This window comes from Mumia sp. ZJ1417 (genome assembly GCF_014127285.1).
Classification (GTDB): Bacteria; Actinomycetota; Actinomycetes; order Propionibacteriales; family Nocardioidaceae; genus Mumia.
In genome coordinates this window covers 2725867-2751637 of the sequence record NZ_CP059901.1, presented here as the reverse complement: position 1 = coordinate 2751637, position 25771 = coordinate 2725867, and the positions used below count along the sequence as shown (strand labels likewise).

The 25771-nt window shown below is 71.5% G+C and carries 20 protein-coding genes; 15 read left to right on the top strand and 5 right to left on the bottom strand.

The genetic code is table 11. From position 1 onward, the window contains the following. The 6 genes from H4N58_RS13365 (at nucleotide 1) to H4N58_RS13340 (ending at nucleotide 9130) form a co-directional block, all read left to right on the top strand. Nucleotides 1-693, top strand: a complete 693-nt coding sequence (locus tag H4N58_RS13365; protein ID WP_167003827.1) for a hypothetical protein — start codon at nucleotides 1-3, stop codon at nucleotides 691-693. Then, entirely contained in the window at nucleotides 693-2240 is a 1548-nt protein-coding gene (locus tag H4N58_RS13360) for a DNA polymerase Y family protein (RefSeq protein ID WP_167003825.1), read from the top strand. Before H4N58_RS13365 ends, H4N58_RS13360 begins: the two co-directional genes overlap by 1 nt. Before the next feature lie 83 nt (nucleotides 2241-2323). Next, a complete protein-coding gene (locus H4N58_RS13355) occupies nucleotides 2324-5761 on the top strand; it encodes an error-prone DNA polymerase (RefSeq protein WP_167250289.1) in 3438 nt (1145 codons plus the stop codon). A gap of 122 nt (nucleotides 5762-5883) precedes the next feature. Continuing rightward, on the top strand, nucleotides 5884-7239 hold the full coding sequence (locus H4N58_RS13350) for an NAD(P)/FAD-dependent oxidoreductase (protein ID WP_208322887.1): 1356 nt from the start codon (nucleotides 5884-5886) through the stop codon (nucleotides 7237-7239). Beyond that, nucleotides 7236-8183, top strand: a complete 948-nt coding sequence (locus H4N58_RS13345; RefSeq protein ID WP_167250293.1) for a bile acid:sodium symporter family protein — start codon at nucleotides 7236-7238, stop codon at nucleotides 8181-8183. The genes H4N58_RS13350 and H4N58_RS13345 overlap by 4 nt, the downstream gene beginning before the upstream one ends. After that, nucleotides 8180-9130, top strand: a complete 951-nt coding sequence (locus tag H4N58_RS13340; protein ID WP_167003817.1) for an SDR family oxidoreductase — start codon at nucleotides 8180-8182, stop codon at nucleotides 9128-9130. The genes H4N58_RS13345 and H4N58_RS13340 overlap by 4 nt, the downstream gene beginning before the upstream one ends. Nucleotides 9131-9150: 20 nt before the next feature. Here the strand turns inward: H4N58_RS13340 and H4N58_RS13335 are convergent, their stop codons facing one another. Genes H4N58_RS13335 through H4N58_RS13325 form a run of 3 tightly spaced genes read right to left on the bottom strand, consistent with a single transcriptional unit; the run spans nucleotide 9151 to nucleotide 11289 of the window. Next, complete coding sequence (locus tag H4N58_RS13335; RefSeq protein ID WP_167250295.1) at nucleotides 9151-10023, bottom strand: LLM class F420-dependent oxidoreductase; 873 nt, start codon at nucleotides 10021-10023, stop codon at nucleotides 9151-9153. Nucleotides 10024-10025: 2 nt separating this feature from the next. Further along, nucleotides 10026-10865 carry an aldo/keto reductase gene (locus tag H4N58_RS13330; protein ID WP_167003813.1) on the bottom strand — a complete coding sequence of 280 codons (840 nt, stop codon included), beginning with the start codon at nucleotides 10863-10865 and terminating at the stop codon, nucleotides 10026-10028. Between the two features lies 1 nt (nucleotide 10866). After that, nucleotides 10867-11289, bottom strand: coding sequence for a hypothetical protein (locus H4N58_RS13325; protein ID WP_167003810.1), 423 nt, complete (start codon nucleotides 11287-11289; stop codon nucleotides 10867-10869). A gap of 64 nt (nucleotides 11290-11353) precedes the next feature. Between H4N58_RS13325 and H4N58_RS13320 the strand changes: the two genes are divergently transcribed. The 4 genes from H4N58_RS13320 to H4N58_RS13305 all read left to right on the top strand — a co-directional run bounded on the left by H4N58_RS13320 (nucleotide 11354) and on the right by H4N58_RS13305 (nucleotide 17106). Further along, entirely contained in the window at nucleotides 11354-12562 is a 1209-nt protein-coding gene (locus H4N58_RS13320; RefSeq protein ID WP_182397097.1) for a cysteine desulfurase family protein, read from the top strand. Then, nucleotides 12562-13680 (top strand): tRNA 2-thiouridine(34) synthase MnmA, encoded by a 1119-nt coding sequence (gene mnmA, locus H4N58_RS13315; protein WP_167250297.1) that lies wholly within the window; start codon nucleotides 12562-12564, stop codon nucleotides 13678-13680. Before H4N58_RS13320 ends, mnmA begins: the two co-directional genes overlap by 1 nt. A 38-nt stretch (nucleotides 13681-13718) precedes the next feature. Further along, nucleotides 13719-14675 carry a methionine synthase gene (locus H4N58_RS13310; RefSeq protein ID WP_167250299.1) on the top strand — a complete coding sequence of 319 codons (957 nt, stop codon included), beginning with the start codon at nucleotides 13719-13721 and terminating at the stop codon, nucleotides 14673-14675. A gap of 73 nt (nucleotides 14676-14748) precedes the next feature. Further along, a complete protein-coding gene (locus tag H4N58_RS13305; protein ID WP_167250301.1) occupies nucleotides 14749-17106 on the top strand; it encodes an Ig-like domain repeat protein in 2358 nt (785 codons plus the stop codon). Here H4N58_RS13305 and H4N58_RS13300 read toward each other — a convergent pair. Next, nucleotides 17093-17728 carry a class I SAM-dependent methyltransferase gene (locus tag H4N58_RS13300; RefSeq protein WP_167250303.1) on the bottom strand — a complete coding sequence of 212 codons (636 nt, stop codon included), beginning with the start codon at nucleotides 17726-17728 and terminating at the stop codon, nucleotides 17093-17095. The genes H4N58_RS13305 and H4N58_RS13300 overlap by 14 nt on opposite strands. 65 nt (nucleotides 17729-17793) lie before the next feature. Here H4N58_RS13300 and ligA point away from each other — a divergent pair, with 65 nt between their 5' ends. Beyond that, the gene (gene ligA / locus H4N58_RS13295) at nucleotides 17794-19959 is read left to right on the top strand and encodes an NAD-dependent DNA ligase LigA (protein WP_182397096.1); all 2166 of its coding nucleotides are present in this window, start codon (nucleotides 17794-17796) and stop codon (nucleotides 19957-19959) included. Between the two features lie 27 nt (nucleotides 19960-19986). Here the strand turns inward: ligA and H4N58_RS13290 are convergent, their stop codons facing one another. After that, complete coding sequence (locus H4N58_RS13290; RefSeq protein ID WP_167250305.1) at nucleotides 19987-20976, bottom strand: Ig-like domain repeat protein; 990 nt, start codon at nucleotides 20974-20976, stop codon at nucleotides 19987-19989. A 195-nt stretch (nucleotides 20977-21171) separates the two neighbouring features. Between H4N58_RS13290 and H4N58_RS13285 the strand changes: the two genes are divergently transcribed. From H4N58_RS13285 to gatB, 4 genes are all read left to right on the top strand, one after another. After that, the gene (locus tag H4N58_RS13285; RefSeq protein ID WP_167250307.1) at nucleotides 21172-22341 is read left to right on the top strand and encodes a hypothetical protein; all 1170 of its coding nucleotides are present in this window, start codon (nucleotides 21172-21174) and stop codon (nucleotides 22339-22341) included. Nucleotides 22342-22418: 77 nt separating this feature from the next. Further along, a complete protein-coding gene (gene gatC / locus H4N58_RS13280) occupies nucleotides 22419-22721 on the top strand; it encodes an Asp-tRNA(Asn)/Glu-tRNA(Gln) amidotransferase subunit GatC (RefSeq protein WP_167003794.1) in 303 nt (100 codons plus the stop codon). After that, nucleotides 22718-24256, top strand: coding sequence for an Asp-tRNA(Asn)/Glu-tRNA(Gln) amidotransferase subunit GatA (gatA, locus tag H4N58_RS13275; protein WP_167250309.1), 1539 nt, complete (start codon nucleotides 22718-22720; stop codon nucleotides 24254-24256). The genes gatC and gatA overlap by 4 nt, the downstream gene beginning before the upstream one ends. After that, the gene (gene gatB, locus H4N58_RS13270; RefSeq protein WP_167250311.1) at nucleotides 24253-25767 is read left to right on the top strand and encodes an Asp-tRNA(Asn)/Glu-tRNA(Gln) amidotransferase subunit GatB; all 1515 of its coding nucleotides are present in this window, start codon (nucleotides 24253-24255) and stop codon (nucleotides 25765-25767) included. The genes gatA and gatB overlap by 4 nt, the downstream gene beginning before the upstream one ends. Nucleotides 25768-25771 lie beyond the last annotated feature (4 nt).

Genomic DNA, 25771 nt, shown 5'->3' with positions numbered 1-25771 from the left:
GTGACGGGTGCAGCAGTTCTCGACCAGCTCGCCGCGCGGGTCCGCGCGATGGAGGGCACGGCGCCCGTACGCGATCGCTTGCCCACGCTGCCTGCGCTGAGCCAGGTCGTCCCTGGCGGTGTGCTCCGCGGGGCGACGTACGAGGTGAGCGCGTCGCTCAGCCTCTCCACCGCGCTCCTGGCGGGGCCCTCGACCGCCGGGGCGTGGTGCGCGGTCGTCGGTGTCCCTGAGCTGGGAGCCGAGGCGGCCGCCGCGCTCGGGGTGGCGCTGGAGCGGACGATCCTCGTCCCGACCCCCGGTGAGCACTGGCCCCACGTCGTCGGGGCGCTGGTCGACGTGACCGACGCGATCCTCCTGCGCCCGCCCACGGCCGTACGGGATGGCGAGGCGCAGCGGGTCGCGGCCAGGCTCCGTCAGCACCAGACCACCCTCGTCGTGCTCGCGACGGGGCCGGGGGCGTGGCCGCGTCCGCAGGGCCGGCTGGAGGTCAGCGAGAGCAGCTGGACGGGCATGGGCGGTGGCCACGGCCACCTGCGGCGTCGCCGCGTCACCGTCTCGGCGACCGGACGCTGGGGTCGCCCCCACCGGACGCAGCTGTGGCTGGACGCTGCGGCCCTGCCGGACGTCCCCGTCGTCACGCTCCCGGCGGACGACACCTGGCGTCGTCCCGGCCGACTCGAGGTGGCGAGCTGATGTCGCGCACTCTCGTGCTGTGGTGCCCGGACTGGCCAGTGCGGGCGGTGACGCACACCGGGGCAGGTGTCGACCTGCCCCGTGGTGCGCCGATCGCGTTGTTCGAGCACGGCGAGGTGAGGGCGTGCTCCGCCTCGGCCCGTGCCGACGGGGTGCGGCGCGGTCAGCGGATGCGTGACGCGCAGGCCCGCTGTCCCGAGCTCGTGACGCTCGACTACGACCCCGGCCTGGACGTCCGTGCCTTCGAGCCGGTACTGGCCGCCGTGGAGGAGATCGCGCCGGGTGTGCAGCCGCTGCGCCCGGGGACGTGCGCCGTACGGGTGACGGGGCCGGGTCGCTACTTCGGCGGCGAGGAGCACGCGGCGGCGGTGCTGGCGGAGCGGCTCGTCGAGCTCGGTGTCGACGACGTGCGGTTCGGCGTCGCCGACGCGGTGTTCGCCGCCGAGCAGGCTGCGCGGCAGGCGCTCCCGCAAGGCAGCGTGGTCGTCCCGCCGGGGGAGGCGGGCGCGTTCCTGCGCGACCTGCCGGTGGGGGTGCTCGACCGGCCCGACCTGGTGAGTCTGCTGCAGCGTCTCGGGCTGCGCACGCTCGGCGCGTTCGCGGCGCTGCCGCAGACCGACGTGCGCACCCGCTTCGGCGACGACGGGACGCTCGCCCACCGGCTCGCCCGGGGGGTAGACGACCGTCCCTTCGCGGGGCGGCGCCCGCCCTCGGACCTGGAGCGCGAGGTGACGTTCGAGCCGCCGCTCGAGGACGCGGAGGCGGTCGCCTTCAGCGTGCGTCGTACGGCCGAGACGTTCGTGTCCGCGGTCGCCGCGCGGCAGATGGTGTGCACCAGCGTCTGGATCGAGGTGCACACCGAACGCGGTGAGACCTCCGAGCGGCAATGGCTGCACCCGCGATGGTTCGACGCCGGCGATCTCGTCGACCGGGTGCGCTGGCAGCTGCAGGCAGGGGCCGTGTCGGCAGTGGCCGCACCGGTGAGCGCGGTGAGGTTCGTCCCCGCCGACGTCGCCCCGGTCACCGACCATGCCGAGGGCCTGTGGGGGAGCGGCGCCGACGCGCGGGTCCACCGGGCTGCCTCAAAGGTGCAGAGCATGCTCGGCCGGGAGGCGGTGCTGTCGGCGGTGGTCGGGGGCGGACGGGGCCCAGCGGACCGGCAGACGCTGGTGCCCTGGGGTGACCCGCTCACGGCTGACCGGTCGGCGAGCCCGCCGTGGCCGGGCAGCCTGCCCGCTCCGGCTCCGGCGACCGTGTACGACCCGCCGCGCCCGGCGCAGGTGGTCGGGGCCTCGGGCCAGCAGGTCACGGTGAGCGCGCGGGGGATGGTGACGGCGGCGCCGGCACGGTTCGGCGTGGAGGGTCGACCGGCGCAGGGACTGCAGCCTGTCGCCGCATGGGCCGGGCCGTGGCCGGTCGACGAGCGCTGGTGGGACGCCGACCAGGCGGTGCGGGCGGCGCGGTTCCAGGTGGTCGGCGTCGACGGCAGCGCGTGGCTGCTGCGGGTCAGCGACGGCACCTGGTGCGTCGAGGCGCGGTACGACTGACCGCCCGGACGGGCCGGGACGTCATACGGAACGGGGGTCCCGACCCGCAGAACGTATGACGTCAGGGAGGAGGTGATCGGCTGATGGGGTTCAACAACCCGGACATGCCGTGGTCGGAGCTCGAGCGACGGTTGTCGGGTCGGCTGCTGCCCGAGGAGTCGAGCGACTTCGACGTCCCCGACGGCGGGGACGGGCCGGCGTTCTCGCGCAAGCGAGCCCCGTACGAGCCTTCCGACGCGGTCGACGCGCCCGTGCCCGACGAGCCGTACGTCCCGTACGCGGAGCTGCACGCCCACTCCGACTTCAGCTTCCTGGACGGCGCGAGCAGTCCCGAGGCGCTGGTCGAGGAGGCGGTGAGGCTGCGGCTGGCCGGGTTGGCACTGACCGACCACGACGGGTTCTACGGGGTGGTGCGGATGGCGGAGGCGGCCGCGATGCACGGCCTGCCGACGGTGTTCGGGGCGGAGCTGTCGCTGGCGCCCGACGGTGCGCGGCAGACGAGCCCTCGGCAGGCCAGTGCCGACCCCGAGGGCACGCACCTGCTGGTGCTCGCGCGTGGCCAGGAGGGCTATCACCGGCTCGCCGGCGCACTCACCGCTGCGCACCTGGCCGGTGGCGAGAAGGGGCGACCGTCGTACGACCTCGACGATCTCGCCGACCGCCTCGGCCGGCACGCGATGGTGCTGACCGGGTGCCGCAAGGGCGCCGTACGCCAGGCGCTCGTGGGCCCGTCCGGCGCGGAGGTCGACGACGTGGCGGCGGAGAAGGTGGTCCGCGCGCTGCTCGACCTGTTCGGCGGCGACCAGGTCCTCGTCGAGCTGACTGATCACGGCGACCCGTACGACTCGGTCCGCAACGACGCGCTCGCAGCGGTCGCGAACCGCCTGGGGCTGCCCACCGTGGCGACCGGCAACGTCCACGCGGCGACGCCGGCCGATCGCAGGCTCGCGGGGGCGGTCGCTGCCGTGCGTGCGCGCCGCAGCCTAGACGCGATGGACGGTTGGCTGCCCGCGGCCGGGCCCCCGTACCTGCGCTCCGGGGCCGAGATGGCGCGCCTGTTCGCCCGCTATCCCGGGGCGGTGGAGCGGACCGTCGACATCGCCGCCGACCTCGCGTTCGAGCTGCGGCGGGCCAAGCCGCGACTGCCGAAGCAGAAGGTCCCCGCCGGTCACACACCGATGTCGTGGCTGCGCGCGCTCGTACGGAAGGGGGCGGCGGAGCTGTACGCGGACGCGCCGCCCAGCACGTACGAGCGGCTCGAGGCTGAGCTCGCGGTGATCGAGGAGCTCGACTTCCCGGGCTACTTCCTGATCGTCCACGACATCGTTGCGTTCGCGAAGGGCCGCGGGATCCTCTGCCAGGGCCGAGGCTCCGCGGCGAACTCCGCGGTCTGCTACGCCCTGGGGATCACCGCGGTCGACTCCGTGAAGTTCGACCTGCCGTTCGAGCGGTTCCTGTCCGCGAGCCGCGAGGAGGAGCCCGACATCGACGTGGACTTCGACTCCGACCGGCGCGAGGAGGTGATCCAGTGGGTGTACGCCCAGTACGGACGTCACAACGCCGCGCAGGTCGCCAACGTCATCTCGTACCGGCCGAAGTCCGCCGTCCGCGACATGGCCAAGGCGCTCGGCTACTCCCAGGGGCAGCAGGACGCGTGGTCCAAGCAGATCGACCGCTGGAGCAGCCTGCCGCGCGACGAGGCCACCGAGGACGTGCCGGAGCCGGTGCTCGACCTGGCCGAGGAGCTCCTCAAGGCGCCGCGACACCTCGGCATCCACTCCGGCGGCATGGTGCTCACCGACCGGCCGGTGGGGGAGGTGTGCCCGATCGAGCACGCGCGCATGGAGAACCGCACCGTCCTGCAGTGGGACAAGGACGACTGCGCGTGGATGGGGCTGGTCAAGTTCGACCTGCTTGGGCTCGGGATGCTCGGCGCGATCCAGCACACCTTCGACATCGTGGCCGAGCACATCGGCGAGCAGTGGAGCCTGGCGTCGATCCCGAAGGAGGAGAAGGGCGTCTACGACCAGCTCTGCCGCGGAGATTCGGTGGGGGTGTTCCAGGTGGAGAGCCGGGCGCAGATCGGGACGCTGCCCCGGCTGAAGCCGCGCGAGTTCTATGACCTGGTGTGCGAGATCGCGCTGATCCGACCGGGCCCGATCCAGGGTGGCGCGGTGCACCCGTTCATCCGGCGGCGTACGGGGCAGGAGCCGATTACCTACCTCCACCCGGCGCTCGAGCCTGTGCTGCGTCGTACCCTCGGCGTCCCGCTGTTCCAGGAGCAGCTCATGCAGATCGCGATGCAGATCGGCGGCTGCACCGGCGACGACGCCGATCTGCTGCGTCGCGCGATGGGGTCGAAGCGCGGCGTGGAGAAGATCGAGCGGCTCCGCGCCAAGCTGTACGCGGGCATGGCCGCGCACGGCATCACCGGCGACCTCGCCGACGAGATCTACCTGCGGATCGAGGCGTTCGCGAGCTTCGGGTTCGCCGAGTCGCACTCGATCAGCTTCGCGCTGCTGGTGTACGCGAGCACGTGGCTGCGGCTGCACTATCCGGGCGCGTTCCTCGCGGGGCTGCTGCGGGCGCAGCCGATGGGGTTCTACTCGCCGGCGAGCCTGGTCGCGGACGCGCGGCACCACGGGGTGGAGGTGCTGCGGCCCGACGTGAACCTGTCCGGCGCCGGAGTCGACCTCGAGGCTTCACCCGCGAGTCACTCTGCCGGGCACGACGCGTGCCTCGTCCAGGACCAGCCGCCGGTCGGGGAGTTTGACGCGAGCGTCCCGTTCGACCACACGTGGCACCGCCGCGACGGGCGGTTCGTCGTACGGCTCGGGCTCGCCGGAGTCACCTCGGTGGGCGAGGACGCCGCGATGCGGATCGTCGCCGAACGCGTCCGCGGCGGACCGTACGCCTCGATGACCGATCTCACCCGCCGTGTCGCGTTGAGCGCCGCCCAGGTCGAGGCGCTGGCGACCGCGGGGGCGTTCGAGGGGTTCGGGCTGTCGCGTCGCGAGGCGCTGTGGTCCGCGGGGCCCGCCGCTCAGGAGAGTCCCGGCCAGCTCGAGGGGACGACGGTGCTCAGCGGGGCGCCGATGCTGCCGGGCATGAGCGACGCCGAGATCACGATGGCCGACCTGTGGGCGACGGCGATCGCGCCGGACAGCCACCCGATGGACCACGTGCGCGAGGCGATGCGCGTACGAGGGGTGCTGCGGGTGGCAGACCTCGCGGGGGTGGAGCCGGGCTCGCGTGTCGAGGTCGGGGGCCTGGTCACGCACCGGCAGCGGCCGGCGACCGCGGGAGGGGTGACGTTCCTCAACCTCGAAGACGAGACGGGGATGCTCAACGTGATCTGTACGGCGGGCCTGTGGGCGCGCTACCGGCGGATCGCCCGCGACTCCAGCGCGCTGGTCGTCCGCGGGATCGTCGAGCGGCGCGACGGCGCGACCAACCTGCACGCCGACCGGCTGGAGCGGCTGCCGATCACGATGCGAACGACGTCGCGCGACTTCCACTGAGACGCGCGGTGGTCGCACGCGCGACTGCGATATTCCGGTCACCATGAGCGGAAGGCGGCGTGACCGGAGGATCTCCTGGGATGCGGCCGGAGGCCCGCAAACCGTCTGGCACACTGAGGCGCGTGTCCAAGATCACATCGGACGGCGATGCCGTGCCGGCCCTTCCGTACGCCGTCATCGGCGCCGGGCCGTCGGGTCTCGCGGCCACCCGCGCCCTGACGAAGCGCGGCTTCGACGTCCTCGGGTACGAGATGGGGGACGACGTCGGCGGACTGTGGGACATCGACGGACCGCGCAGCACGGTGTACGAATCGGCGCACCTCATCTCGTCCAAGACGACCACGCAGTTCGCCGAGCACCCGATGCGTGACGACGTCGCCGACTACCCGAGCCACCGCGAGCTCAAGCGCTACTTCCACGAGTACGCCGACCGGTTCGGCCTGCGCGAGCGCTACCGCTTCGGGACGGAGGTGACGCGGGTCGAGCCGCATCCGGACGGGGGGTGGGTGGTGTCGTGGGTCTCGACAGGCTCGACCGGCGGGGGAGGCGGCTCGACCGGCGAGGGAACAGGCGAGGACCGCGTCGCTGGTGTCGTCCTCGCCAACGGCACGCTGTCGGAGCCGAACGTGCCGCAGCTCAAGGGCCACTTCGACGGCGAGATCGTCCACACCAGCGCCTACAAGAAGGCCACCGTCTTCGCCGGCAAGCGCGTGCTCATCATCGGCGCGGGCAACTCCGGATGCGACATCGCCGTCGACGCAGTCCACCACGCCGAGTCGGTCGACATGAGCGTGCGGCGCGGCTACTACTTCGTCCCGAAGTATCTGTTCGGCAAGCCCGCCGACACGCTCAACCAGGGCAAGCCGCTCCCGCCGCGGATCAAGCAGGCGATCGACACCCGCGTGCTCAAGCTCTTCACCGGCGACCCGGTCAAGCTCGGCTTCCCGAAGCCCGACTACAAGATCTACGAGTCCCACCCGATCGTGAACTCGCTGATCCTCCACCACCTTGGCCACGGCGACCTCAGCATCAAGCCCGACGTCGACCACGTGGACGAGGCCACCGTGACGTTCGCGGACGGGACCACCCACGACTACGACGTGATCGTCCTCGCCACCGGCTACCGGCTGCACTACCCCTTCGTCGATCCCGCACTCCTGCGCTGGAACGGTTGGTCGCTGCAGCTCTACCTCAACATCTTCACGCCGGCCGCCGAAGGCCTGTTCGTCATGGGCATGGTCGAGGCGTCCGGCCTCGGCTGGCAGGGCCGGTACGAGCAGGCCGAGCTCGTCGCGTCGTACCTCGACGCCAAGCAGCACCGTCCCGCCCAGGCCGCGGCTTTCGAGGCCAAGTCCCGTGGCCCGCTCCCGGACCTGTCGGGCGGCTACCGCTACCTCGGGCTGGAGCGCATGTCGTACTACGTCAACAAAGACGCCTACCGTACGGCGGTCCGCGCCGCGATCGAGGAGCTCTCATGACCGACCTCGCCCTCCTCTCGGCAGCCGACGTCGACGCGATCAGCATCTCGTTCAACGAGTCGTCCCTCACGCTGCTCAAGATCGTCATCGGCACGATCCTCTTCGGCATCGCGCTCGACACCCGGCTTGAGGACTTCCGCGCGGCCGCCCGCAAGCCGGTGGCGATGGGGGTCGCGATCGCCGGGCAGTTCCTCCTGCTGCCCGCGATCACGTTCGTCCTCACGCTGATGCTCAACGTCCGCGGCTCGGTCGCGCTCGGCATGATCCTCGTGGCGTGCTGCCCGCCGGGCAACGTCTCGAACATCCTCACCCACCGCGCCCGCGGCGACGTCGCCCTGTCCGTCGCGATGACTTCGGTCGGCAACGTGCTGGCGATCTTTCTCATGCCACTGAACTTCGCGTTCTGGGGCGGGCTCCATCCGACGGGCCAGGACTTCCTCGCCGACATCGAGGTGAGCCCGTGGGACATGCTCAGCGAGGTCCTCCTCGTGATCGGCCTGCCGTTCGTCCTCGGCATCACGATCGCCCGGCTCTGGCCGAAGGTCGCCGCCCGTGCCCATGGCATCGTCAGCAAGGTCGCGTTCCTGGCGCTCGGCGCGATCATCCTGGTCGGGATCTCCAGCAACTGGGACGTCTTCGTCGACTACATCGGGGTCGTCGTCCTCGCGGTGTTCCTGCACGACGCGCTCGCGATGGCGCTCGGGTACGGCATCGCACGCGGGGCCCGTCTGTCCGACCGCTCGACCCGCGCGATGACGTTCGAGGTCGGCATCCGCAACGCCGGGCTCGGGCTGCTGCTCGTCTTCGAGTTCTTCGACGGGCTCGGCGGCATGGCGCTGGTCGCCGCCTGGTGGGGGATCTGGGACATCATCGCGGGACTCGTCGTCGCGACCCTCTGGGCGCGAAGGCCTGTGCGCGCCGACAAGAAGGAGGTCCCGGCATGAGCCGACGTGTCCTGGTGACCGGCGGCTCCGGCTTCCTCGGCTCGTCCGTCGTCCCCGGCCTCGCGGCCGACCCCGGAGTCGCGCTGGTCGTGAGCGGCGACGTCCGCGACCCACACGAGCGCGTCGACGGCGTCACGTACGCGCACCTCGACGTCACCGACGCCGCGGCCGTCTCCGACGCCGTTGCCGAGCACGAGATCGACACGATCGTCCACCTCGCCTCCATCGTGAACCCGCCGCCGGGCATGACGGACGACGTCGCGTACCGCGTCGACGTCGAGGGCAGCCGCCACGTCCTGGACGCCGCGGTGGCACACGGGGTACGGCGCGTCGTCGTGTCCTCCAGCGGCGCCGCCTACGGCTACCACGCCGACAACCCCGCCTGGATCACCGAGGACCAGCCCGTACGAGGCAACGACGCCTTCGCGTACAGCCGTCACAAGCGGCTCGTCGAGGAGCTGCTCGCCGAGGCCAGGCGAGACCACCCCGCGCTCGAGCAGACGGTCCTGCGGATCGGCACGATCCTGGGGGAGCGGGTCGACAACCAGATCACCGACCTGTTCCGCAAGAAGCGGCTGCTCAAGATCGCCGGGTCCGACTCGCCGTTCGTGTTCGTGTGGGACACCGACCTCACCGCGATCGTCGTCCGCGCCGTGACCGCAGACGTGACGGGCACGTTCAACGTCGCGGGTGACGGAGCGCTGACGATCGACGAGATCGCGTCACGGCTCGGGCGCGGCACGCTCGCGATCCCGGAGGTCGCGCTGCGCGGGGCGCTCGCCGTCGCGAAGCCGTTGCGGCTCACGCAGTACGGCCCGGAGCAGACGACGTTCCTCCAGTACCGGCCCGTCCTCGACAACACGCGGCTCAAGACGGTGTTCGGGTACACCCCCGAGCACACCTCAGCGCAGGCGTTCGACGCGTGGAGGATCGCGCAAGGGCTCTGACGAGGGCCCCGGGCCAACGCCTACAACCCGGCCGCGGGCTCCACGACGTGCTCGACGACCCCGCGCGCGAACGCGACCAGGTCCGGCTCCAGCGGCATCACGAACACCTCGTCGAAGCCGACCTCCGCGTACGAGGCGAGGGTGTCGGTGAACGCACCGTCGAACGGCACCGGCCCGTTCCAGAGGATCGTCTTGCGGATCTCCTCGTACGGTCGCCCGACCGCGTCGCAGTGCTCGCGCAGGACGGCGAGCTTGTGCGCGACGCCGTCGGTCCCGTACCCCGGCTGCGCAAACAGGTTGCACGCGTCCCCGTACTGCGCCGCCAGCCGCAGCGTCTTGCGCTCGCCGCCTCCGCCGACCATCACGGGCACGGGCCCGAGCGGCTTCGGGGAGCACAGCGTCTCAGCGAGCCTGTAGTAGCGACCCTCGTACGGCCCGTCGTCGTCGCCGAACATCTGCACCACGATCTGCAGCGTCTCCTCGAGCCGCGCCAGCCGCTCGCCCGCCGGCCACACGGGCACGCCGAGCCCACGCTGCTCGCGCTCGTACCAGCCCGCGCCGATGCCGAGACCCGCCCGGCCTCCGCTGAGGACGTCGAGCGACGCGACGATCTTCGCGAGGAGCCCGGGGTGGCGGTACGGGACACCGGTGACGAGCACCTGCAACCCCACGCGCTCCGTCCGCGCCGCGAGGAACGCGAGGGTCGTGTACGCCTCGAGCATCGGGTCGGGCGCACCGCCGGCGTAGTGCTCCATCTGGAAGTAGTGGTCCATCACCGACAGCGCCCGCAGACCGCCGCCGTCCGCGATCGCGCCCACCTCGGCGTACGTCGGCGCGATCGCCGTTGCACCTCCCGGGACGTCGAAGCGCGGGAGGTGCAGCGAGACGTCCATGCCTAGGCCGCCGCGTCGAGCTCGGCCACGGTCGCCGCGTCGAGGACGAGCTCAGCGGCCGCCAGGTTCTCCTCCAGGTGCGCGACCGACCCCGTCCCCGGGATCGGCAGCATCACCGGCGAGGTCTGCAGCAGCCACGCCAGCGCCACCTGTGCGGGCGTGGCGTCGTACGCCTTCGCCGCCTGATCGACCGGCCCGTCCGGCGAGGCGAGGTCGCCGGCGTCGACCGGTGCCCACGGGATGAAGCCGATGCCGTGCTCGGTGCAGTAGTCGAGCACGTCGGCCGACGAGCGGTCGACCAGGTTGTAGCGGTTCTGGACCGTCACCACCGGGACGTACGACCGCGCCTCCTCGATGTCGGCCACGGTGACCTGCGACAGCCCGACGGCCCGCACCTTGCCGTCCTCGCGCAGCTGGGCGAGGGTCTCGAACTGCTCCGCGCGCGGCGTCTTCGTGTCGATCCGGTGCAGCTGGAACAGGTCGATGACGTCGGTGCGCAGGCGGCGCAGGCTCATCTCGACCTGCTGCTGGAGGTACTCGCGGCGGCCCACGGGCCACCACTCGTCCGGACCAGTCCGTACGAGGCCGGCCTTGGTCGCCACGACCACGCCCGGGGCGTACGGCGCCAGCGCCTCGGCGATGATCTCCTCGCTCACAAACGGCCCGTACGAGTCGGCGGTGTCGATGAAGTCGACGCCGAGCTCGACGGCGCGCCGTACGACCGTCCGGGCGACCTCACGGTCGGCGGGCTCTCCCCAGATTCCGGGGCCGGTGATGCGCATGGCTCCGAAGCCGAGCCGGTTGACCGTGCCCACACCGTCGATGTCGAACGTCGTGCTCATCTCACTCCTCGTCGCTGGCGGCGAGCGTCTCGTAGTACGCCCGACCCGCAGGGTAGTAGGAGTCCCAAGCGGGCTCGACCTCGTCGGCCATGCGGGCGACCAGCCGGTCGAGCAGGTAGTCCCCGCGAGGCCCGCGCTCACCGAGCATCGCAGCATCGACGTCGTGGAGCACCAGCTGCATGTCGGTCGCACCGTCGTCGCGCTCGCGCAGATAGACGTCCATCACCGGCCCGCCGTCGCCGATGCGGACCGTCGCATGTTCGGGACGGTCGGTCGTCAGGACGGTCGCCTCCTCGTCGCCGAACGGGGGAGGGAACATCGCCTGGTCCCATGCGTCGGTGGGCGCTGCCGGGAGGATCCGGGTGTAGACGATGTCCGCGTGGTCCTCGTGCCGGCGCATCCGCCCGGTGGGGAGGTGCTTCATCTGCCCACCCTCGCACCCGGCGGCCGTACGCACACGACAGGTGGGCGACTAGTCTGGATTCGTCATGACTTCCGTGCCGACTCCGATCACGTACCTCGACCACGCGGCCACCACGCCGATGGTTCCCGAGGCGATCGCGGCAATGAACGCGACGATGCTCCAGGGCGGCAACCCCTCGTCGTTGCACGGCTCCGGACGCGCCGCCCGGCGTACGGTCGAGGAGGCCCGCGAGCTGATCGCGCACCGGATCGGCGCCCGTCCGAGCGAGGTCGTCTTCATGTCCGGCGGCACGGAGGCCGACAACCTCGCCGTCAAGGGCCTGTACTGGTCGCGACGCAGTGCCGATCCCGCCCGTCGCCGTGTCATCGCCTCGGCCGTCGAGCACCACGCGCTGCTCGACCCGCTGACCTGGCTCGCCAAGGACGAGGGCGCCGTCGCCGACCTCGCGGTGGTCGACGGGCGGTGCCGCCTCGACGTCGACGCCTTCCGCGCGCAGCTCGAGCGCGATCCCGCCGACGTCGCGCTCGTCAGCTGCATGTGGGCCAACAACGAGGTCGGGACGGTTCAGCCGATCGCCGACATCGTCGCCCTCGCTTCCGACTACGGCATCCCCGTCCACAGCGACGCCGTCCAGGCGATCGGGCACCTGCCGGTCGACTTCGCCGCCAGCGGCCTCGACGCGATGACGGTCTCGTCTCACAAGCTCGGCGGGCCGACCGGGGTCGGCGCGCTCATCGTCCGCCGTGAGCTCGACGCCGTCCCTCTGCTGCACGGCGGCGGGCAGGAGCGCGACCTGCGCTCCGGCACGCTCAACACCGCCGCGATCGCCGCGTTTGCGGCCGCCCTCGACCTCGCCGTCGGCCGTCGCGACGAAGAGGCGGCGCGCCTCGAGACCCTGCGTATGCACCTGGTCGACGGGCTCCCTACGGCGATCCCGGAGGCGGTCGTCAACGGGGACCCCGAGGCGGGGCCTGAGCACCGGCTCCCGCACGTCGCCCACGTGACGTTCCCGGGAGCCGAGGGCGACTCCTTGCTCATGCTGCTCGACGCCCAGGGCATCGAGTGCTCGACGGGGTCGGCCTGCTCTGCGGGTATCCCTCAGGCCAGCCACGTCCTTCTCGCCATGGGCATGGACGAGCTCGCGGCCCGTGGCTCGCTGCGCTTCAGCCTCGGCCACACCAGCACCGAGGCGGACGTCGACCGCCTGCTCACCGCCCTTCCCGGTGTGTACGAGCGGGCGCGTGCCGCCGCCCGGGTCGGGGCGAGGGCCTGATGCGCGTCATCGCCGCGATGTCCGGCGGGGTCGACTCCGCCGTCGCCGCCGCGCGCGCCAAGGACGCGGGCCACGACGTGACCGGCGTCCACCTCGCCCTCTCGCGCAACCCGAAGTCCTACCGGACCGGCGCCCGCGGCTGCTGCTCGATCGAGGACAGCAACGACGCCCGCCGCGCCGCCGACGCCATCGGCATCCCGTTCTACGTGTGGGACATGAGCGACGAGTTCCACGACGAGGTCGTCGAGGACTTCGTTGCCGAGTACACCGCCGGCCGTACGCCCAACCCGTGCCTGCGCTGCAACGAGAAGATCAAGTTCGCCGCCGTCCTCGACCGGGCGCTCGCGCTCGGGTTCGACGCCGTCGTCACCGGGCACTATGCGCGGCTCGAGCCCGGGGCCGACGGCGTGGTCGCGATGCACCGCGCTGCCGACCACGCCAAGGACCAGTCGTACGTGCTCGGCGTGCTCACTGCCGACCAGCTCGCGCACTCGCTCTTCCCGCTGGGCACCGACACCAAGGACGAGGTACGCCGTGAGGCCGAGCGTCGCGGGCTCCAGGTGGCCCACAAGCCCGACAGCCACGACATCTGCTTCGTCGCCGACGGTGACACCCCCGGGTGGCTCCACGACAAGCTCGGCACGAAGCCGGGCGTGATCGTCGACGAGGCCGGCGAGGTCCTGCGCGCGCACGACGGCGCCTTCGCCTACACGATCGGGCAGCGCCGCGGGCTGCGGCTCGGGCACCCCGCCGCCGACGGCAGGCCGCGCTTCGTCCTCGACATCGAGCCGGTCTCCGGCACCGTGACGGTCGGTCCGCGCGAGCACCTCGCGGTCGGGGTGATCGAGGGGATCCGGCCGCTGTGGTGCGGCACGCCGCCCGAGGGCGAGGTCGACTGCACGGTCCAGCTGCGCGCGCACGGCGACGAGCACCGCGCGACCGTACGCGTCGAACGCCGCGACGACGGCGATCGCGTCCACCTCACCCTTCACGACCCCGCGTACGGGATCGCACCCGGCCAGGCGGCTGTCCTGTACGACGGCACGCGCGTCGTCGGGTCCGCGACCATCGCCGCGACGACCCGCGCCGACGCCACCGCTTCCGCAACCGAGCGGTGACCGGTGGGGCATTCGCGCGACAACAACAAGGAGCACGCATGAGAGCCACCGGTGTCGGATCGATGCCGGGGGAGGACTTCCGGGGTGTCGTGCGGTTCGTCGCCGAGACGTGCCCCGACCTCCCCTTCCTGCCCGAGCTCCCTGCACGCGGCGACGGTGCGGGCATGACCGGGCGCGGCGCGGCCCTGCTCGACGGGATCGGCGCCGACCTCCAGCCCGCAGGGTGGCGGCTCACCGACAACCCGGGGCACGACCAGCGCCGGGCACGGTCGCTGCTCGCGCAGGACCTCGACGTCCTCGAGGAGGAGCTGCAGGGGTACGAGGGCGACCTCAAGGTCCAGGTCCCTGGCCCGTGGACCCTCGCTGCCACGATGGAGCGACCGCGCGGCGACCGCGTCCTCGCCGACCACGGTGCGCGCCGCGAGCTCGCCCAGTCGTTGGCCTCCGGCATCGGCGCCCACGTCCTCGAGGTGGGGCGACGGGTCGCCGGCGCCTCGGTCGTCGTCCAGGTCGACGAGCCGGGCGTACGGGCCGTCCTCGACGGGCAGATCCCCACCGCCAGCGGGATCGGTCGGCACCGCCGCATCCACGAGCCGGAGGCTGACGCCGCACTTCGCGAGGTCGTCCGCGAGATCCGCGGCGCAGGAGGCCGTCCGGTCGTGCACAGCTGTGCCTCCGACATCCCGGTCACCCTCCTGAGCGGGGCGGGCTTCGAGGCGGTCTCGTTCGACCTCCGGCTCGTGGCGCCTCGGTCGTACGACGCGTTCGCCGCCGTCTTCGAGACGGGCGTGGACCTCTGGCCGGGTATTCCCGACACGCATCTCGATCCGAGCGCGCTGCGCCGTACGGCCGACGCGTTCTTCGCCGCCCTGGGTTTCGGTGACGCCGACGTGATCCCCAGGGCGGTGCTCACGCCCACCTGCGGGCTGGCCGGAAGCCCTCCTGACCAGGCACGACGTATCTTGAAGGTGCTCGCGGACGCGGCACACCTCTGACGCCGTTCCGAGTCGCGGAGCGGCGCGCCTCACGTACCCTGCCTGGAGGAACACACTGGCTTGGGGGCCCCCTATGACGTCTCGGATCAAGACTGCGTTCGCCGTGCTGCCACTGGCGGTGGCAGGGCTCGTCGCGATCCCGGTGATCTCGTGGAGCGAGACGGTGGTGGTCGGCACGACACCGGATCCGCATCGCCACACGCTCGCCTCGTACGCGGTCGACGGCGCGCAGGGACCGAGCACCGAGCCACCGGTCGAGGGTGCGCTTGCCCAGGACGGGACGCCCGCGCCTGATCCCACCCGTGAGGTCGCGACCGCCGTCGACACCCCGAAGCTGCCGACCGACGAGTTCCGCGTCGCCGGTGTCACCTGGGACGCGGGCTCGGTCGAGGGAGAGGTCCTCACGTACGTCCGGACGCGCGAGGAGTCGGGCTGGACCGACTGGTACAGGCTGGACGACGTCTCCGACGACGGCCCTGACCCGGGCACCCGCGAGGCCGCGAAGGCCCGCGCCGGCACCGCCCCGCTGATCGTCGGCCCGTCGGACGCCGTCCAGGTGAAGGTCGCCACGTCCGACGGCGACGCCCCTGCGGACGTCCAGGTCGATCTCCTCGACCTCGGCAGCACGACCACCAAGGAGGCGAAGCCGCTCGCCGCTGCGGAGGCCGCGACGCCGATGCCGACCATCCGCTCGCGCGCGACGTGGGGTGCCGACGAGCGGATCCGCGACAAGTCCGCGCCCGACTACGGCAAGGTGCAGGGTGCGGTCGTCCACCACACAGCCGGCTCCAACTCCTATACGCAGGCCGAGGTGCCCTCGGTCATCCGGGCGATCTACGCCTACCACGTGAAGGCGCTGAAGTGGCGTGACATCGGCTACAACGTCGTCGTCGACAAGTGGGGCCGGGCGTGGGAGGGCCGCTGGGGCGGTCTGACCCGCAACGTGGTGGGTGCACACGCGCTCAACAACAACACCACGACCTTCGGCGTCTCGGTCCTCGGCAACTTCGAGTCGGCCGCTGCCTCGTCGGCGGTCGTCGAGACCGTCTCGCGCGTCATCGCCTGGAAGTTCTCGCTCAACCACGTCGTCCCGACCGGCACCCGGACGTTCACGACCAACAGGGGCAAGAAGGTCGTCAAGCCCAAGATCGTCGGCCACCGCGACGTCGGCCAGACGGCCTGCCCAGGACGCAACCTCTACGCCAAGATGGGCACGATCCGCACCAGGGTCAACGCCGTCATGAAGAACTCCGGGCTCAAGCCGACGATCACCGCCTCGGCGGTCCCGACGACCTACACCGTCGGCGGCAACCGCACGGACGTCGCCGTCGGGGTCACTGCCGCCGGCCGGGTCCCGACGGGCTCGGTCCAGATCTTCGACACCCAGCGTGGCGACGTGCTCGGCGAGACCACCCTTGACGCGGCCGGCGAGGCGTCGATCAAGCTGCCGAAGCTGATGTATGCCGGCGCGCGCCGCCTGGCCGTGCTCTACAGCGGCGACGCCGCGGTCGCCTGGGGGCAGAGCGGGACGTTCGTCGTCTCCGTGGTCCGCGCGGCGACGACCACGTCGGCGACGTACGACAAGACCTCGGTCACCTCGGGCGACCAGGTGACGGCGCGCGTCACGGTGAACGGGGCCAACGTCAAGCCGCGCGGAACGGTGACGATCCTGTCCGGCTCGACGGTCATGGGACGGGCGACCGTGGCGATGTCGTCGACGGGAGACTTCTCCACCGCCACGGTGAGGCTGCGCCGAGACCTCGCCGCCGGGACGCACCGCCTCGTCGCCCGGTACGACGGCCACTACGCGATCGCGCCGTCGTCGGCGACGAGCGCGGCGACCCTTGCGGTGGCGAAGGGACGCAGCGCCCTCTCGGCCTCGTACGTGGGCGTGCCGCGCTGGCGGGCTCAGCCGGTGCTGCGCGTGCGTGCGGCCGCCAACGGCCAGCATCCCACCGGGACCGTCGTCGTCCGCGAGGGCGGCAGGGTCGTGGGCCAGAAGGCGCTGTCCGGCGGCTACGCCGACGTGCGTCTGCCCGCGAACCGCACCAAGCGCCGTACGGTGACGGTCTCGTACGGAGGGTCCGCCAACCTTCACGCGGCGCCGACGATCTCGAAGGCGGCGACGATCCACAAGGCCAAGCTCAAGGTCTCCCGCAAGCTCAGCGCCAAGAAGGTCAAGCGCGGCAAGAAGGTCGTCCTCCGGGTGAAAGCGACGGCGCCGGGCTACTCGCGCATCACCGGACGGGTCTCGGTCTATCGGGGTGGCAAGGTGCTGCGCTCGGCCAAGATGACCAAGAAGCTCAACAACAAGGTCACGATCCGCATCCCGACCTCGCGCAAGGGCACCCAGAAGCTCCGGGTGCAGATCGACCCGAACGGCTACGTCCTCCCGTACCGGTCCAAGACGCTCACGCTCAAGGTGCGGTGACGGCGGGAGGGTTGACGGCGACGCCGACCGAGAGCGCTGCGAAGAACTTCGGCGCGCCCTCCTCATAGAAGCTGTCGACCTCCGCGACCTCGAACCCGGCGTCGGTGATGCTGTCGACGATCTCGCGCGTGAGGTGACAGCCGCCGGCGACCCGCTTCTGGACCGGCTCGAGGCGGTGCTGCCAGCGGCGTACGGACTCGTCCGGGGCGAGGCCGTGCTCGACGAAGTGGAGCGTGCCACCGGGACGTAGGACGCGCCGCAGCTCGGCGAGGGCGGCGTCGAGATCCGGGATCGTGCACATCGTCCACGTGCTCAGCGCGGCGTCGAACGAGTCGTCCGCCAGCGGCAGCGCCTGGCCGTCGAGCCCGACCCGCCGGATCGGGACCGTGGACGCCTGGACGCGTGGCTGCGCCAGCCGCCACGCGAGGTCAGCCGGCTCGACGGCGGCGACCGAGCGTACGGAGGGTGGGTAGAAGCGGGTGTTGAGGCCGCTCCCGAACCCGATCTCGACCACGTCGCCCGACAGTCCCGTGCACGCGCGCTCGCGGGAGGGGTCGGTGTTCTTCGTGCCGCACGCGACGTCGACGATGCGGGGGACCACGTGCTCGCGATACCAGCCCATGGGCGCCTCCTTCGGCCCCCATTCTCCTCGGACCCGTGTCGGTGTCCAGGGGTAGATTGTCGCCCGTGCCCAGCTTGGATGAACCCGATACGGATCAGCCCATCGAGAGCCCGCCCGACGAGGCCGCCGCGCGGGCGCGCCATGCCGAGCTGAGCGAGACCATCGAGCAGGCACGCACCCGCTACTTCGTCGACGACACCCCGACGATCTCCGACGCCGAGTACGACCGCCACATGGTCGAGCTGCGCGAGATCGAGGACGAATTCCCCCAGCTGCGGACCCCGGACTCACCGACGCAGACCGTCGGAGGAACGGTCTCCGAGGCGTTCTCGGCCGTGCGCCACCGCCGCCGCATGGAGAGCCTCGACAACTGCTTCTCGTTCGAGGAGCTCGCCGCCTGGGGCGCGCGCGTCGAGAAGGAGGCGGGGACCGAGAGCGACTTCCTGGTCGAGCTCAAGGTCGACGGACTCGCGATCAACCTGACGTACGAGCAGGGTCGCCTCGTACGAGCGGCGACACGCGGCGACGGCACGGTCGGCGAGGACGTCACGGCGAACGTCCGCACGATCGAGGGCATCCCACACCGGCTGACACCCTCTGACGACCACCCGGTGCCCGCGCTGCTCGAGGTGCGCGGTGAGATCTTCTTCCCGACGCAGGCGTTCGAGGAGTTCAACACCGCCTGGAGCGAAGCCGGCAACACCCCGTTCTCCAATCCCCGCAACGCCGCCGCGGGGTCGCTGCGCCAGAAGGACCCGCGTGTCACCGCGACGCGCCCGCTGCGGATGGTCTGCCACGGCATCGGCGACCGCGAGGGCTACGTCCCCGAGCGGCAGTCCGAGGCGTACGCCGCGCTGGCCGCCTGGGGGCTGCCGACCAGCGACCGGATGAAGGTCCTCCCGACGATGGGCGAGGTCGAGGAGTTCATCAGCTATTACGGCGAGCACCGCCACGACGTCGAGCACGACATCGACGGCATCGTCATCAAGGTCGACCAGATCGCACTCCAGCGCGCGCTCGGCTCGACCTCGCGGGCGCCGCGGTGGGCGATCGCCTACAAGTACCCGCCCGAGGAGGTCAACACGACGCTCCTTGAGATCCGCGTCAACGTCGGCCGGACGGGTCGGGTCACCCCGTACGGCGTGATGGTGCCGGTGTTCGTGTCCGGCTCGACCGTCGAGATGGCGACGCTGCACAACGCGTCCGAGGTGGCCCGCAAGAACGTCCGCCCCGGCGACACCGTCGTCCTGCGCAAGGCCGGTGACGTGATCCCGGAGATCGTCGGGCCCGTCCTCGCGCTGCGTCCGGACGACGCCGAGCCGTGGGTGATGCCGACGACCTGCCCGTCCTGCGGGACTGACCTCGCACCCGCCAAGGAGGGCGACGCCGACCTGCGGTGCCCCAACACGCGCCACTGCCCGGCCCAGCTCCGCGAGCGGTTGTTCCACGTCGGCAGCCGGGGTGCGCTCGACATCGAGGTGCTGGGCTATGAGGCCGCGAGCGCCCTGCTCGACGCAGAGGTGCTCGAGGACGAGGGGCGGCTGTTCGCGCTCGACGAGGCCGACCTGCTGCGCGTCCCGCTGTTCACCCGCGCCGCCAAGAAGGCTGAGAAGGAGGCCGGTGCGGACGATCGTGTGCTGTCGGCCAACGGGCGCAGGTTCCTCGACAACCTCGGCAACGCCAAGCAGCAGCCCCTGTGGCGGGTGATCGTCGCGCTGTCGATCCGCCATGTCGGGCCGACCGCCGCTCGCGCGCTGGCCGCCGAGCTCGGCAGCATCGACGCGATCCGCGCGGCCGACGCCGAGACGCTCGCCGCCGTCGACGGGGTCGGCCCGACGATCGCCGCCTCGGTGGCGGAGTGGTTCACGGTTCCGTGGCACTGCGAGATCGTCGAGCAGTGGGCGGCCGCCGGCGTGCGCATGGCCGACGAGCGGGACGAGTCGATCACCCGGACGCTCGAAGGCATGACGATCGTCGTCACGGGCTCGCTCCAGGGATTCACCCGGGACGAGGCCAAGGAGGCGATCCTGGCGCGCGGTGGCAAGTCCGCCGGGTCGGTCTCCAAGAAGACGAGCTTCGTGGTGGTCGGAGAGGCAGCGGGCTCCAAGGCGGCCAAGGCCGAGGAGCTGGGGCTGACGATCCTCGACGAGGAGGGGTTCGTCGATCTGCTGCGTGACGGGCCGCCAGCGGTGGACGACGACGCTGCGGACGGCGACGCTGCGGACGCCTGAGGCCAGGCGCCCGCAGCGTCTCGAGGGTCAGCGCTTGACGACGCGGACGACGACCTTGCCGTTGGACCCGCGGACGGTGGAGCTGCCCGCATAGACGACGCGCAGCCGGTGCTTGCCGGCCTTCAGCGCCTTCTTGCGCAGCGTGACGGTCGCCTTGCCGTTGGCGAGCCGCTTGGTGGCAAGCAGTTTCTTGCCCTTGTAGACGCGGACCGTGCCGGACGCCTTGCGAGACGAGCGGACGGCGACCTTGACCTTGCCGGCCTTGCCGTACGCGATCTTCTTGGCGGTCGCCTTCACCGTCGACGCCGACTTGGTGACGGCGACCGGCTTCGGGGCGGGGGCGGGGGCGGGGGCCGGGTTCTGGCCGGGGACGGTGGTGATCGGGCCGACCATGAGGTCGAGGGTGTTGCCCTCACCGCCCATCAGCGTGTTGAGCGCCCAGTTGCTCAGCGGGATCGTGAGAACCTTCGGACACCCCGTGATCTCGGGGATGGTGAACGTGGCCTTCATCGGGAAGGCCTCGGTCAGGCTGAGCGGCTCGGTGCTCGTGAGCGTGGTCGTGATGACGTCCGTCTTGCAGTCGGGGCCGCCGAGGTTGAGCTTGTCGGCGAGCGGCAGGTCGCTCCGGACCTCCGGCAGCGCGATCCGGAAGCTGGTCTTTGCGGTCACGATGCCGCCCTCGCCGGCCCGTGCCTCGGTCTTGCCGACCGGCTCCAGCACGACGGTCGAGGTCGTGTCGCCCAGGACGGGGATGCCGAGGGCGCGCACCTTTGCCGTGATCGGCGGGATCACCATGTCGCCGACGAGCAACGGGTCACGCAACAAGTCGAAGTCGCCGGTGAGCTTTGCTCCAGCGGGCATATCGAGGACGGCGCCACCGGCGAGCGGGTTGGCGAGCGACGTCGTGCCGGTGATCGGCAGGACGACCTGGCTGCCGGCATTCGCGGCGGGTGCGCCTGCGAGTCCGGCGGTGACGAGTGCGGCGGTCGCCAGTGCGGCGACGACGGGCCTACGCATGTCTGTCCCTCCCAAGACGATGGCGCCGGGGGCGGGGGCGCCCCGTGGCGCATGCGAACGTGAGGTTACTGCTGGGTTGCACGGTTTGTCACGCGTCGTGGGCGGCCGAAGTCGTGACCTCGCCCTGGCGATCCCGGGTGCGGCGCGCGACCACCGACTGTCCACAATGGAGCGCCACCCTTCCCCGGAGGACCGATGTCGCACCCGAACGGCCCGCAACCGCCCGTCCCGCCGTACGGGCCTCCTCCGCAGGGCTGGGGGCCGCCACCTCCCCAGGTTCCCCCGACGCCGCAGCACTGGAGTCCGCAGGGTCCCGGCGGCTACCCGCAGCAGTCCCCGTACGGCGCCCCGCAGTGGGTCCCACCGTCGCCCGACGGCGGCAACGGGGGCAGCAACCGGCGACGCAACCTCGTCCTCCTCGTCGTGGGAGCAGCGGTCGCGCTCGCCCTGATCGTCGCCGCGGTCGTGGTCGGGGTCAGCGTCATCGACAAGAGCTCGGACCCGAACTCGGACTCGACCGAGCCTGTTTCGTCGGCTTCGCGTCAGGCTGGTGGGTCCGATGGAGGGGGCGAACCGATGACGGAGAGGGCTGTCGGTGACCTGACGGCCGCTCTGGAGGCGCAGGAAGGCTGGTCCTGCTACACGACGGTGGCCGGCGCTCTCGTGCGTTGCCACTCCTTCGTTGCCGGCGAGGACCCGCAGCGCGCGACGCTTCGTGTCGACCTCGCGGATGGCGTCGTCACGAACGTGGACCTCGCGGCCTACCTCGTCACGGATCCCGCGGCGGTCACCGCGGTCGCGGCGCAGGCCGTCGGCGAGACGCTCTTCGACGGATTGGGCGACGAGCTGACCGCCGCTGCCGCGGCAGACACCGACCTCGGTCCCGACGACCTCGGCACCGCCGCCACCTTCACCGCGTACGGTGACGGCTTCCAGATCCGCTCCGAGGGTGCCGAGGCGATCCCGGGCGCCGGGCCGTCGCCCGGGACCACCGCCACGCTGGCTCCGACGCTGGCGGCCAAGGGGTTCACCTGCAAGAAGGACGACGCGGAGTCGATCTCGTGCGAGAAGGACGACGGCCGCACGTCCGTCCACGTCCTCGGGATGGATCACGAGACGTCGACCAGCTGGAACCTGTCGGTCCGCGGCGCGACGTACGACACCCCGCTCGACGAGAAGCAGGCCCGCGCCGCCCTCGGTCTCGAGTTGGTCGGGCTCGGTCTCAGCGACGAGGCCGGGTCCTCGTGGGTTGCCGCCGCCGCGGAACGTCAGGAAGGCGACTTCGCGGGGTACTCGCTCGAGCTCGCGATCTATTCGACAGGTGCGGACGCGAGCATGATGGCGTCGGTGCGTCAGGTCCGGTGACCGTGCGAGGACGAGGGCAAGGGCCGACGCCCTAGGATGGATCGGTAATCCCCACCCACGCTCGAAGGGACTCTCCGTTGTCCGACGGGATCTCGCGCGCTGACGTCGCCCACCTGGCGAACCTCGCGCGCATCGACCTCACCGACGCCGAGCTCGACCGGCTCACCCCGGAGCTGACGGTCATCCTGGAGTCGGTCGCCCAGGTTGCGGAGGTGGCCGACGTCGACGTCCCGCCGACCTCCCACGCCGTGCCGCTGTCCAACGTGTTCCGCGACGACGTCGTCACGCCGGGCCTCACCCCGGAGCAGGCGCTCGCCGCTGCTCCCGCAGTCGAGCAGCAGCGCTTCGCGGTGCCGCGGATCCTCGGGGAGGAAGCATGAGCACCATCCGCCTGAGCGCCGCCGAGATCGCCGGCAAGCTGGCCGCGGGTGAGGTCTCGTCCGCCGAGGTCACCCAGGACCACCTCGACCGCATCGCCGCCGTCGACGGCGACCTCAACGCCTTCCTCGCGCTCGACGCCGAGGGCGCGCTCGCGACCGCGCGTGACGTCGACGCCCGCCGTGCCGCGGGAGAGCAGCTCCACCCGCTGGCCGGTGTGCCGATCGCCGTCAAGGACGTCGTCGCCACCGAGGGCATCGCGACCACCGCGGGCTCCAAGATCCTCGAGGGCTGGGTGCCGCCGTACGACGCGTTCCTCACCCGCCGGATCCGCGCCGCGGGCCTGCCGATCCTCGGCAAGACCAACATGGACGAGTTCGCGATGGGGTCGTCCACCGAGCACTCCGCGTACGGACCGACCCGCAACCCCTGGGACCGCGACCGCATCCCCGGTGGTTCCGGAGGTGGCTCGGCCGCCGCTGTCGGAGCGTACGAGGCTCCGCTCGCGATCGGCACCGACACCGGCGGCTCGATCCGTCAGCCCGCCGCCGTCACCGGCACAGTCGGTGTGAAGCCGACGTACGGAGGCGTGTCGCGCTACGGCCTGATCGCGCTGGCCTCGTCGCTGGACCAGGCGGGCCCGGTCACCCGTACCGTGCTCGACGCGTCGCTGCTGCACGACCTGATCGGCGGCCACGACCCGCTCGACTCGACCAGCATCGACGCCCCCGTCCCGCCCGTCATCGAGGCGGCCCGCCGCGCTGACGTCTCGGGTCTGCGGATCGGGATCGTCCGCGAGCTCGGCGGCGAGGGTTACCAGCCCGGCGTACGCGCCCGGTTCGACGAGGCGATCGCGCTGCTGACGAAGGCCGGCGCCGAGATCGTCGAGGTCTCGTGCCCGAGCTTCACGTACGCGCTGTCGACGTACTACCTGATCCTCCCGGCGGAGGCGTCCAGCAACCTCGCCAAGTTCGACGCGATGCGATACGGCCTGCGGATCAACCCGCAGGGCGTGGCCGCGCCGAGCGCCGAGCAGGTGATGGCGGCGACCCGCGAGGCCGGCTTCGGTGACGAGGTGAAGCGCCGCATCATCATCGGCACATACGCGCTGTCGAGCGGCTACTACGACGCCTATTACGGCTCCGCCCAGAAGGTCCGTACGCTCATCGCGCAGGATTTCGCTCGCGCCTTCGAGCAGGTGGACGTGCTTGTCTCGCCGACGACGCCGACGACGGCGTTCCCGCTCGGGAGCAAGCTCGACGACCCGATGTCGATGTACCTGCAGGACGTCGCCACGATCCCGGCCAACCTCGCCGGCATCCCCGGCCTGTCGCTCCCGGTCGGTGTGACCGACGAGGACGGACTGCCCGTCGGTCTCCAAGTGCTCGCTCCGGCGATGGCCGACGACCGTCTCTACAACGTCGGCGCCGCCCTCGAGCGGATGCTGCTCGAGCAGTGGGGAGCGCCGCTGCTGAGCCGTGCGCCCGAGCTGGCTGCGACCTCCGAGACCGTGCCCTCGAAGGAGGAGACCCGATGACCGCCACCCGTACCGAGCTGGTCCCGTTCGACCAGGCGCTCGAGACGTACGACCCCGTGATGGGGCTCGAGGTGCACGTCGAGCTCAACACCGCGTCCAAGATGTTCTGCGGCTGCTCGACGGTGTTCGGCGCGGAGCCCAACACACAGGTCTGCCCGACCTGCCTGGGTCTGCCGGGCGCGCTGCCTGTCGTCAACGGCAAGGCCGTCGAGTCGGCGATCCGGATCGGCCTCGCGCTCAACTGCTCGATCGCGCCGTGGTCGCGCTTCGCGCGCAAGAACTACTTCTATCCGGACATGCCGAAGAACTTCCAGACCTCGCAGTACGACGAGCCGATCTGCTTCGAGGGCTGGACCGACGTGACGATCGAGACCGACGAGGGGCCGCAGGTCTTCCGCGTCGACATCGAGCGCGCGCACATGGAGGAGGACACCGGCAAGTCGCTGCACGTCGGCGGTGCGACCGGCCGCATCCATGGCGCCGACTACTCGCTGGTCGACTACAACCGTGCGGGCATCCCGCTGATCGAGGTCGTCACGAAGCCGATCGTCGGTGCAGGGAAGTACGCGCCGCAGGTCGCTCGGGCGTACGTCGCCTCGCTGCGCGAGCTGGTCAAGGCCCTCGACGTCTCCGACGCGCGGATGGAGCAGGGCTCGATGCGCTGCGACGTCAACCTGTCACTGATGCGCAAGGACGCCGACGTGTTCGGCACGCGGTCCGAGACCAAGAACGTCAACTCGCTGCGTTCGGTCGAGCGGGCGGTCCGCTACGAGGTCGAGCGTCACGCGGGCATCCTCGACGCGGGCCAGAAGATCGTCCAGGAGACGCGCCATTGGCACGAGGACACCGGCGTGACGACCTCGGGTCGCGAGAAGTCGGACGCTGAGGACTACCGCTACTTCCCCGAGCCCGACCTGGTCCCGGTCGCGCCGTCCGAGGCGTGGGTCGAGGAGCTGCGGACGACTTTGCCCGAGCCGCCCGCCGAGCGCCGCGCGCGGCTGCAGGGCGAGTGGGGCTACTCCGATCTCGAGATGCGTGACGTCGTGGGCGCGGGTGCACTCGACCTCATCGAGGCGACGGTCGCCGCTGGCGCCACGCCGACGTCGGCCCGCAAGTGGTGGCTCGGCGAGCTCGCACGTCGTGCGAACGACACGGGCGCGCCGATCGACGAGCTGGGCGTCACCCCCGTACAGGTCGCGGAGGTGCAGGCGCTCGTCGATGCCAAGCGCATCAACGACAAGCTGGCGCGTCAGGTCTTCGACGGGCTCGTGGCCGGTGAAGGGACGCCCGAGGAGATCGTCGCCGCGCGAGGGCTCGAGGTCGTGTCGGACGACGGTGCGCTCGCCGCCGCGGTCGATCGCGCGGTCGAGGCCAACCCGGACGTCGCTGCCAAGATCCGCGACGGCAAGGTCGCCGCTGCGGGTGCGCTGATTGGCGCGGTCATGAAGGAGATGCGCGGCCAGGCCGACGCCGGGCGCGTGCGCGAGCTGATCCTCGAGAAGCTCGCCTAACCCC